This window comes from Dietzia sp. DQ11-71 (assembly GCF_014144995.1).
GTDB lineage: Bacteria > Actinomycetota > Actinomycetes > Mycobacteriales > Mycobacteriaceae > Dietzia > Dietzia kunjamensis.
Genome location: NZ_JAALDT010000302.1, coordinates 1 through 1,390 on the forward strand (window position 1 = coordinate 1; position 1,390 = coordinate 1,390).

General features: G+C 73.7%; 2 protein-coding genes and 1 pseudogene. 2 read left to right on the plus strand and 1 reads right to left on the minus strand.

Translation table 11 applies throughout. From position 1 onward, the window contains the following. Both G6023_RS11055 and G6023_RS11060 read left to right on the plus strand, forming a co-directional pair. A partial coding sequence (locus G6023_RS11055; protein ID WP_182635509.1) for a DUF2599 domain-containing protein occupies positions 1-125 on the plus strand: 125 nt, incomplete at its 5' end. Continuing rightward, the gene (locus tag G6023_RS11060; protein WP_069389919.1) at positions 122-637 is read left to right on the plus strand and encodes a GNAT family N-acetyltransferase; all 516 of its coding nucleotides are present in this window, start codon (positions 122-124) and stop codon (positions 635-637) included. The genes G6023_RS11055 and G6023_RS11060, both read left to right, overlap by 4 nt. Here G6023_RS11060 and G6023_RS11065 read toward each other — a convergent pair. After that, positions 561-1,390: pseudogene (locus tag G6023_RS11065) on the minus strand (peptide synthetase); the annotation flags it as partial. The gene G6023_RS11060 and the pseudogene G6023_RS11065 overlap by 77 nt on opposite strands.

The window sequence follows — 1,390 nt, forward strand, 5'->3', positions numbered from 1 at the left end:
ACTGGACCTGGGCGCGACTGCTCGAGCCGGACAAGCCCACCTGGAATCTCGAGCCGTGGCGGCCGGTGGTCTCGCCAGAGCGCATGCTGGCCGAGGGGTGCAACCCGGGAGGGCCGGAGGTGTGAGGGCGATCCGCCGCGCCACCGTGGCCGACGCCGCCGGTTGTCTGGACGTGTACGCGCCGTACGTCCGCGAGACCACGGCGACGTTCGAGACCGAGGTGCCGCCGGTCGACGAGTTCGCGGCGCGGATCGACCGGGCACTGGCGGGGTACGACTGGCTGGTGGCCGAGCTCGACGGCCGGATCGTCGGGTACGCCTACGCCGGGCCGGTCAAGGACCGCGCGGCGTACCGCTGGTCATGCGAGGTGAGCGTCTACGTCGATCCGGGCGCGCACGGCCTCGGGTTGGGGCGGTCGCTGTACCGGGAGCTGTTCGCCCGGCTCGAGGCGGCCGGGTTCCGCCGACTGCTGGCGATCGTGACCCTTCCCAACGAGCCGAGTGTGGCTCTACACCTAGCCATGGGGTTCCGCGAGGCGGGCCAGCTGGAACGGATCGGGTTCAAGCACGGGCGGTGGCTCGACGTGGGGTGGCTGCAGGCCGACCTGGGACCGGAGTCCGGCGCGCCGCCCCACTGACCTGCTCGTGGTCTGCCTCGACCTGCCCGCCCGGCCCAGTGCGACCGGCGGCCGGGGTGGCGCGGCGGACCAGCCCGGCGCACAGCTCGTCGAGCCAACCCCCCACCGACCCGCGGGCGGCTTCGGTGCCCGGATAGCGGCAGCGCACGTGCAGCCCCGAACCGCTGACCACGAACCACACCATCACCCCGTCGGTCCGGATCGCGGCCGACACGTGCTGCGGGCTGAGGCTCAGGTCCACGTCAACCGGCAGGCGGCGGTGGTCGAGCCACGAGATCGCGAACATCCCCGGGGTGTGCGGCATCCCGCCGTACGGGGCGAGTATCGGCCCCAGTGCGTGCGAACCGAGGTCGACGGCCTCGCGCACGGCCACCGCGCACGCGGCCGGGTCGGGGTCGTCGCACTCGATCACGGAGTTGGTGATGAACCACCCCACCGAGTCGTTCCAGCGGGCGGTGCGCACATCGTGGCGGGAGTGCACCGGCAGGACCGCGCGCAGGCCCACCCCGGCGCGGCGGTGGAGTACGGCCGTCATCTCGGCGATCGCCAGCGAGATCATGCGTACTCCGCCGGCGGCGGCCGCCTCATCCAGGGCGGCGACCCCGGCCGGGTCGAGCACGTCGCGCACCTCGACCACCTCCTCGCGCGGGGTGGAGATGTCGCCCAGGTCGAGCGGGAATACCGGCATCTCACCGCCGCCGCGGGCCAGGATCGCGGCCCAGCGTCGGTGCACCTCGTCCGGCGCGGGCGGGC